The sequence below is a fragment of the Segeticoccus rhizosphaerae genome (genome assembly GCF_009192725.1).
In the GTDB taxonomy this organism is placed as follows: domain Bacteria; phylum Actinomycetota; class Actinomycetes; order Actinomycetales; family Dermatophilaceae; genus Segeticoccus; species Segeticoccus rhizosphaerae.
On the sequence record NZ_VOHR01000162.1, the window covers coordinates 1 to 8645 of the forward strand.

Annotated in this window: 7 protein-coding genes and 1 tRNA gene; 2 read left to right on the forward strand and 6 right to left on the reverse strand. The window is 71.6% G+C overall.

Features of this window, described 5'->3' with window-relative positions; translation table 11 throughout:
- From FRW57_RS13200 to FRW57_RS13210, 3 genes are all read right to left on the reverse strand, one after another.
- The coding region (locus FRW57_RS13200; RefSeq protein WP_152186188.1) for an aldehyde dehydrogenase family protein at window positions 1–852 on the reverse strand (852 nt) is incomplete at its 3' end.
- A gap of 47 nt (window positions 853–899) precedes the next feature.
- Complete coding sequence (locus tag FRW57_RS13205) at window positions 900–2063, reverse strand: NAD(P)/FAD-dependent oxidoreductase (RefSeq protein ID WP_238384514.1); 1164 nt, start codon at window positions 2061–2063, stop codon at window positions 900–902.
- Window positions 2064–2121: 58 nt separating this feature from the next.
- A complete protein-coding gene (locus tag FRW57_RS13210; RefSeq protein WP_238384513.1) occupies window positions 2122–3291 on the reverse strand; it encodes a Glu/Leu/Phe/Val family dehydrogenase in 1170 nt (389 codons plus the stop codon).
- Window positions 3292–4077: 786 nt separating this feature from the next.
- On the opposite strand from FRW57_RS13210, the gene FRW57_RS13215 reads away from it, so the two are divergent.
- A complete protein-coding gene (locus tag FRW57_RS13215) occupies window positions 4078–6201 on the forward strand; it encodes an oxidoreductase (RefSeq protein ID WP_152186189.1) in 2124 nt (707 codons plus the stop codon).
- Between the two features lie 44 nt (window positions 6202–6245).
- On the opposite strand, the gene FRW57_RS13220 is transcribed toward FRW57_RS13215, so the two are convergent.
- Together FRW57_RS13220 and FRW57_RS13225 are read right to left on the reverse strand one after the other, a co-directional pair.
- Window positions 6246–6335 (reverse strand) — tRNA-Ser (locus FRW57_RS13220).
- A gap of 13 nt (window positions 6336–6348) precedes the next feature.
- A complete protein-coding gene (locus FRW57_RS13225; protein WP_238384512.1) occupies window positions 6349–6831 on the reverse strand; it encodes a nucleoside deaminase in 483 nt (160 codons plus the stop codon).
- Window positions 6832–7145: 314 nt separating this feature from the next.
- On the opposite strand from FRW57_RS13225, the gene upp reads away from it, so the two are divergent.
- A complete protein-coding gene (gene upp, locus FRW57_RS13230) occupies window positions 7146–7784 on the forward strand; it encodes a uracil phosphoribosyltransferase (protein WP_137120320.1) in 639 nt (212 codons plus the stop codon).
- Between the two features lie 69 nt (window positions 7785–7853).
- On the opposite strand, the gene FRW57_RS13235 is transcribed toward upp, so the two are convergent.
- Window positions 7854–8645 (reverse strand): small ribosomal subunit Rsm22 family protein (locus FRW57_RS13235; protein ID WP_152186190.1); only part of this gene is annotated, 792 nt, incomplete at its 5' end.

The window sequence follows — 8645 nt, forward strand, 5'->3', positions numbered from 1 at the left end:
GGCCAGGTCCAGGTCGGCCGACGGCGCCACGATCGCGGCGTTGTTGCCGCCCAGCTCGAGCAGACAGCGGCCGAAGCGCGCCGCCACCTTCGGGCCGACCTGCGCCCCCATCCGCGTCGACCCCGTCGCGCTGAGCAGGGCCACGTCCTCGTGCTCGACCAGCCGCTCTCCCACGTCCGCGCCGCCGATCACGACCTGACTCAGGTGCTCGGGGGCACCGACCTCGGCAATCGCCTTGTGCAGCACCGCGTTGCAGGCGATCGCGGTCAGCGGCGCCGCCTCGGACGGCTTCCACACCACCGGGTCGCCGCAGACCAGCGCCACCGCGGTGTTCCACGACCACACCGCGCACGGGAAATTGAACGCCGAGATGACGCCGACCACCCCGAGCGGGTGCCACGTCTCCATCAGCCGGTGTCCCGGACGCTCGGACGGCATGGTGCGGCCGTAGAGCTGGCGCGACAGACCCACCGCGAAGTCGCAGACGTCGATCATCTCCTGGACCTCGCCCAACGCCTCGGACGTGATCTTGCCGACCTCGAGGCTCACCAGGGCACCGATGTCGGCCTTGTGCTCCCGCAGCAGCTCGCCGAACCGGCGCACCAGCGCGCCGCGCACCGGTGCCGGAGTGGTGCGCCACGTCGCGAACGCCTCCTTCGCGTTCACCACGGCTCGGTCCACGCCCGCCGCGTCGGTCCAGGCCAGCGGCAGCAGCTCCTGGCCGTTGACCGGCGAACGGCTGCTCTGGTCGCCCTTCAGGGCGGCCACGTCGACGCCGCAGCGCTCCAGCGCGGCCCGTGCCTGCTCCTGCAGGTCAGAGGCGGTGGGCAGGGTGTCGGTGGCGGTGCTCATGAGTGGGTTCTCCTGTACCTTCGGTGCTTTCGTGGCTGCTGGTGGCTTCAAACGATGTTGAGCTCTGGTCGTGACTGTGCCCGGTCGAACCGGGTGGCGTCCAATGGCGAGATGTCCACGTATGGCGTCCGGCCGGCATACAGGTCGCGGAGCACCTCCCCGACGGCGGGCCCCATGAGGAAGCCGTGGCCGGAGAAGCCGGTGGCGTAGAGGAACCGGTCCACACCGGTTGCCTCGCCGATCAGGGCGTTGTGGTCGGGGGTCATCTCGTAGAGCCCCGCCCAACCGCTGGCGAAGCCGACGTCCATCAGGCTCGGCGCCCGCCGCTCCATCGCCGCCCCGAGCCGCGGCAGCCAGTCATCGGTCCGGCTCAGCTTGAAGCCCGGCTCCTCGTCCGGGTCAGACATGCCGATGAGCAGCCCGGCGCCCTCGCGGTGGAAGTAGAAGCTGGACGAGAAGTCGAGCGTCATGGGCAGGTCGGGAGGCAGGTCGGCGACCGGCTCGGTCACCAGGATCTGGCGGCGCACCGGTGTGACGGGAAGGTCGACCCCGACCCACCGGCCGACCTCTTGGGCCCAGGCGCCCGCGGCACAGATGACCGTGTCGGTCTCGATCCTCCCCCGCTCCGTCTGCACCGCGACGATGCGGTCGCCGACGGTCTCGATGCCCAGCGCGGCGCAACCCGGCACGATGCGGGCGCCGTGCCGCCGGGCGCCGGTGGCATATCCGAGCACCACCGACTCCGGGGTGCAGTGTCCGTCGGTCGGCGAGAACGACGCTGCGAGCAGGCCGTCGGTGTCGATCAGCGGGGCGAGCTGCCGGGCCTCCTGCGGGCTGAGCATCCGGCTGGGCACGCCGAGCTCGTTCTGCAGTGCCACGTTGGTCTCGAAGGTGCGGACCATCTCCTCGTCGTCGAGCAGGAAGAGGTAGCCCACCTGGTGCAGGTCGATCTCCTGCCCGGGACGCTCACCGAAGCGCTGGAACGCCTCCAGGCTGCGCCGGCCGAGCTCGATGTTGAGCCGGTCGGAGAACTGCGCACGCACGCCCCCGGCCGCCTTGCAGGTCGACCCGGACCCGAGGGCCGCCTTCTCGACCAGCACCACGTCCTGGACCCCGGCCTCGGCCAGGTGGAAGGCCGCGCTGACCCCCATGACACCGCCTCCGACGATGACCACCGAGGCGCGGCTCGGCACCTGGTCGCTTCGCGTCACCGTCGTCCACCTCCTGCAGTCGTCCCGGGCACCGCCATCGTCTCCATGATCTCGCGTCTCATGCCAGCGTCCCAGCCACGGTCTCCTCGACCGGCACCTGGCCGCGCAGGCGCATCGCCGTCCGGACCCGTTCCTGCGCCAGCTGGCGAGCGGCGACGTGCGGCGTCGTGCCCCGCGCGCGGCTCTCGGCCAGGACCGTCTCGGCGTTGGCGCGCATCTTGGTGGAGATCATCGCGAAGATGTCTGCCGGGTCGGTCACGAACGCCGAATAGCGGTCCGCCATCGAGAAGGCCGCCGCGACCACCCCTCCGGCGTTGGCGATGAAGTCGGGCACGACGGCGACACCGCGAGCAGCCAGCAGCTCCAAGGCTTCCGGCGTGGTCGGCATGTTGGCGCCCTCGACCACCAGCCGTGCCGGGGTCTCGCGCGCCACCTCGACCCCCACGACGTCCTGGGTGGCGGCCGGCACGAGGATGTCGCAGTCCACCGTCAGGGCACTGGACGCCGGCAGGACGCCGCCGTACTCGCGCACGCAGTCGTCACCCGCCTGTTCGCGCAGCCGGAGCAACCGGTCGAGGTCCACACCGTCGGGCTCGTGGACCGCGCCGGAGGCGGTGGAGACGGCGACGACGGTGGCACCCAAGGAGGTGAACCGCTCGGCGGCCGCGGTACCGACGGCCCCGAAGCCCTGGATGGCGACACGAGCGCCGTCGATCGACAGGCCAACCGTGGTGGCAGCGGCGTCGGCGGCCTCGGCGACCCCGAAGCCGGTGACGCCCAGCTCGTCATACGGCAGTCCACCGAGCGACCTGGGCAGTCCGACCGACGCGCCCCGGTCGCCGAGCTCGTCGATGAAGATGGCGGCGTCCTTCTCGGTGAGCCCCATGTCGAGGCCGAAGACGTACTCCCGCGGCACCTCGTTCGCCAGCGCCCGCGCGAACGCACGGAGAACCTCCTCCTTGTTCGGAGCGTTCGGGTCGCCGAGGATGCCGGCCTTGGCGCCTCCGTGGAACAGGTCCACCGCCGCCCACTTCCACGTCATCGTGCGGGCCAGCCGGGCCACCTCGCCGACGGTGAGCGAGGGGCTCATCCGCGTCCCGCCCTTGCCCATGCCGCGGGCGGTGTTGTCCAGGACCAGGACGCCCTTCATGCCGGTCCTGCGGTCCGATACGCAGACCACCTTCTCCGGTCCCCACTCGTCCATCAGCGCGAAGACGTCCTCGGTCACCAGTGCTCCTCGTGTGTCGGCATGCCACCTGAAGGATCACCGAGTCGGGCGAGGTCTGTGAAGGTGCCCACCCGTAGAGTTCGCCACCCCCAGCACCAGCCGCGCTGGTGGTGCCCGTGGACCGGGACGGGACCTACGGCCCATCCAGAGGCGCCGCCGCGCGGAGACGATGAGGTATGACGACCAGTCGGCTCGCGGACGTGTCCGCGCAGGTGGACCGGTGGGTCCGGGAGGGGATCATCAGCGCCGAGCAGGCGGCCGCGATCCGGAACGACCTGCGGTCACGCCCGTCGAACGATGAGCAGGGGGACGGCCAGCGTTCCCGTGGTGCGCCGCGGGCCTGGTCATCCCCGCGAGGCAGGTCGACCAGTCGAACCGGTTACGGGCGGCGCTCTGGGCCGGGTCGAGCGCCGCGCTCGCCTTCGCCACGGTCCTCGCGTTCACGGAGACGCTGGGCTGGAGAGCCGAGGAGATCGGCGCCGGTGCGGCAGCGGTCACCACGTTCTACGCGGCGGTGCTGTGGCGCCTGCACCCGACCGCCCTGCAGCACCTGGTCGCCTTCGGCGCGCACAACGTGACCGTGGGCGCCGCCGTCGCCTCCTGGGGCACCGGCATCGACTCCCGAGGGCCGCCGTCCACATCGCCCGTCGCGGGCGCAACCGGCCCGCCTGACCAACGCTCTCGTTTTGGGCGTCTTGGTCGAAGCGTGGGCGCGACTGGTCGCCCACCCGCTCCGGGCTACCCTGCCGGAAGCCCGCACGGTGCAGGCAGAGCGGAGGACAGCACGTGAGCCCCAGCAACCCGGCGCGCGACCCCCGATACGACATCCTCTTCACGCCGGTCACGATCGGGCCCGTGACGGCACGCAACCGCTTCTTCCAGGTGCCGCACTGCAACGGCATGGGCTACCGCGATCCCACGAGCGAAGCCTTCATGCGCGGGGTCAAGGCCGAGGGCGGCTGGGCCGTCGTGTGCACCGAGGAGGCGGAGATCCACCCCACCGCCGACCTGACGCCGGCCATCGAGCTGCGGCTCTGGGACGACGACGACATCCCGGCGGTCGCCCGCATCGCCGACAAGATCCATGAGTATGACGCGCTGGCAGGGATCGAGCTCACCCACGGCGGGGCGCACAGCCCCAACCTGGCCAGCCGGATCGTGCCGATGGGCCCGACCGCGCTCCCGGTGTCCAGCGACCACCACCCGGTCAACGCCCGGGCCATGACCCTGGCCGACATCGCCGACGTGCGCGCCTGGCACCGTGCCGCGGTCCGCCGCTCGCTGCAGGCAGGCTTCGACCTGATCTACGTGTATGCGGGACACGGCATGACCGTCCTGGAGCAGTTCCTGTCGCCGCGGCACAACCAGCGCACCGACGGCTACGGCGGGGACCTGGCCGGCCGCATGCGACTGCTGCGCGAGGTGCTCGAGGAGACCCGCGAACTGTGTGCCGGCAAGGCAGCAGTGGCCTGCCGGCTCGGCGTGGACGACCTGGAGATGGGGGTCAGCCGGGCCGAGACCGAGGAGATCGTCGGCACCTTGGCAGAGTTGCCCGATCTGTGGGACTTCGTCGCCGGCGCGTGGGAGGACGACTCCATGTCCTCCCGGTTCGGTCCGGAGGGCGGGCAGGAAAAGGCCGTCGCGGGCCTGAAGCAGCTCACGTCCAAACCGGTCGTGGGGGTGGGCCGGTTCACCTCGCCCGACGAGATGGTGCGCCAGGTCCGCAGCGGCGTCCTGGATTTCATCGGTGCCGCCCGGCCGTCGATCGCCGACCCCTTCCTGCCGAACAAGATCCGGGAGGGCCGGCTCGAGGCGATCCGCGAGTGCATCGGCTGCAACATCTGTGTCTCCGGCGACTGGACGAGCTCGCCGATCCGCTGCACCCAGAACCCGTCGATGGGCGAGGAGTGGCGGCGCGGGTGGCACCCCGAGCGGTTGCGGCCCCGCCGCAGCGACGCACGGGTGCTGGTCGTCGGAGCAGGGCCGGCGGGGCTGGAGGCGGCGACCTCGCTCGGACGACGCGGCTTCGATGTCACGCTGCTGGAGTCGTCCAGGCACCTCGGCGGCCGGGTCCGCCGGGAGGCGCGGCTCCCCGGGCTGTCCGCGTGGATCAGGGTGGTCGACCATCGCGAACACCTGCTCACCACCCTGCCCAACGTCGAGCACTACTTCGAGAGCGAGCTGAGCGCCGACGAGGTGCTGGAGCACGGTTTCGACCACGTGGCCGTCGCCACCGGTGCCGTGTGGCGCGCCGACGGCGTCGGCCGGTCGCGGGCTGTTCCGCTGGACCTCCCGGCGCACGTCTCCCTGCTCACGCCCGACGACCTGATGCACGGCCGACGCCCGGCCGACCCCGGCAGCCTGGTGCTGCTCTACGACGACGACCACTACTACATGGGCGGTGCCCTGGCCGAGCTGCTCGCCCGCGAGGGCTACCAGGTGGAGCTGGTCACCCCGGCCGCAGACGTCTCCGCCTGGACTGCCAACACCATGGAGCTGACCAAGATCCGCACCCGGATCATGGGCGCGGGCGTCCAGGTCAGCACCCGGCGGTCGCTCGCGGCCGGGCCAGTGGGCGTCGTCACCACCGGGTGCGTCTTCACCGGCGAGCTGCGGGAGCACGCTGCGGACACCCTGGTCCTGGTCACCGGCCGGGCCGCGCGCAGCCCGCTGCACACCGAACTGATCGCGCGCGAGGACCAGTGGGCGGGAGCCGGGCTGAAGACCGTGGACCTGATCGGAGACGCGCTCGCCCCGGGCATCATCGCGGCGGCGGTGTGGTCAGGACGGGAGTATGCCGAGCAGCTCCAGTCGGAGGGTCCGCGCGACGCCCTTCCCTACCGGCGGGAGGTCACCCGGCTCGCGCCGATGGACCCCCTGCCCACCCCGGCGACATCAGACAACGGATGAGGCGGGACCCCCTCGCGGCGCACGGGGTCCCGCCTCGTTCGTTGTGGCGGTGGCGGTGGGATTTGAACCCACGGAGGAGTTACCCCCTCACACGCTTTCGAGGCGTGCTCCTTAGGCCGCTCGGACACGCCACCGCCGGACAGGTTACTAGAGGCGGTGGGTCGCGAAGAAATCGAGCAGCAACTGCGAGCACTCCTGCTCACGGACACCACCGATGACCTCCACCCGATGGGTGGCACGACGGTCCCGGACCACGTCCCACACCGAGCCACAGGCCCCGGCCTTCGGGTCCCAGGCGCCGAGCACGACCCGCTGGATCCGCGCCAGCACCAGCGCGCCAGCGCACATCGCACAGGGCTCCAGCGTCACAGCCAGGCTGCAACCCTCGAGGCGCCACGTGCCGAGCGCCGCAGCGGCCGAGCGTATGGCGACCACCTCGGCATGGGCGGTCGGGTCACCGTCCGCCTCGCGCCGGTTGCGACCCACCCCGATGACCTCGCCGTCCGGTGCCAGCACGACGGCGCCCACCGGCACGTCGTCCGAGGCGAGCGACTCCGCGGCGACGCCCAACGCATGGCCGATCCACTCGGCATACGGCTCAGTGGTCCCGGCGGGGCTGAAGGAGCTCACCAAGCCATGGTGCCCGAGGCACACGCCGTCATCGCCCACGTCCCCTCACTCATCAGTACCCGTTGCACCATTCAAATGTACGAGCAGATCCGGTCGCAGCTCGCCACCCTCATCGCGTCCGGGGGCCTGCCACAGGGCACGGCACGGTCGTCGCGGCCGCACCACGGTTCACTGCGGCCACGAGCAGGGCCCAGCTGGAGGAGGCGGCCCGGGAGTTCGCGTCGCGGATCCATCGTCTGGGCATCTCCTCCCCCGAAGCCGTGGCGGCGGTCCGGACCGAGCTCGAACGACTTCCCGCACGGTAGGTTGCCCCCATGCGCGTCCACGTTGCCGACCACCCGCTGATCGCCCACAAGCTCACCGCTCTGCGTGACCGGGAGACGGACTCGCCGACCTTCCGGCGGCTGGCCGACGAGCTGGTGACCCTGCTCGCCTACGAGGCGACGCGGGAGGTGCGGGTTGAACCTGTCGACATCGTCACGCCGGTCGCGCCGACCAGCGGCATCCGGCTCGCGTCCCCCAAGCCGCTGGTGGTGCCGATCCTGCGCGCGGGTCTCGGCATGCTCGACGGGATGGTGCGGCTGCTGCCCACCGCGGAGGTCGGCTTCCTCGGCATGGTCCGCAACGAGGAGACCTTGGAGGCGCACACCTACGCCAACCGGCTGCCCGAGGACCTGGACGCGCGTCAGTGCTACCTGCTCGACCCGATGCTCGCGACCGGCGGCACCCTGGCCGCGGCGATCCACTACCTCGTCGACCGTGGCGCCGACGACATCACCGCACTCTGCCTGCTGGCCGCCCCGGAGGGGATCAAGCGGGTCGAGCAGGAGCTGTCGGGCCTGAAGATCCCGGTCACGCTGGTCACCGGCGCGATCGACGAGAAGCTCAACGAACAGGGCTACATCGTGCCCGGCCTCGGTGATGCGGGCGACCGCCTCTACGGCATCGTCTGAGGCGACGCCTCGCCCGCGACGTCGAAGCGACAGCGCGTTTGCGCGTGCGAACCTTGGCGAACGTCGGCCTCAGGTGGCTGGCGGCCACGCGTCTCCCCAGGCGATTTCACGAGCCGCCCGGTAGGCCGGCCCCTGCCGCTTGGACACGATCTCCCGCGATGCCGTCCCGTCCGGCCGACACAGCTCGAGCTGCACCAACCCCTTGCGCTTCACGGGATGTCGCAGCACGCGAGCGGGCGCGGCCGGATCGCTCCCGGCGACGGACGTCCGGCGTCTTGGCGGCCCTGGCGACCACTCCGCAGGACGTCCCGGATGAGCAGGCAACACGGCGACATACGAGAACTTCTCGTCCTCGTGGCCGAGCTCGCCGCCCTTGACCCTGCGGTGCAGCGCCGAGCGGTTGATCCGCGCCGCGAAGTGGCACCAGTCGTCGGCGGCGAGGGGACAGGCCTCGTCGTGCGGACAGGGTGCGACGACCACGGATCCGCCGGCGATGAGCTGTGTCCTTGCCGCGAGGATGCGGCGGTAGCCGTCGGGGGTACCGGGCTCGAGCACCACCATGGCATCGCCACAGCCCGCAGCCGCCGACACCACCTCGGCTCGCTGCCGCGGCGACAGCTCGCTGAGGACGTAGGAGAGGGTCACGAGGTCGGCTCCCGGCACCGGCTTCGCGTCGAGCCGGGCGGTGCGCCACTGCGCCGAGCGCAGACCCTCGTGGAGGGCGCCGCTGGCAAGGGACCGGCCCAGGTCGAGCGCGTCCGCGACCTGGTCGACGACGGTCACCTGCGCGAGCTCCGGGAAGACGTCGCAGGCCGCCCAGGCCGCCGCGCCGGTGCCGCCACCCAGGTCGAGCAGCGAGCG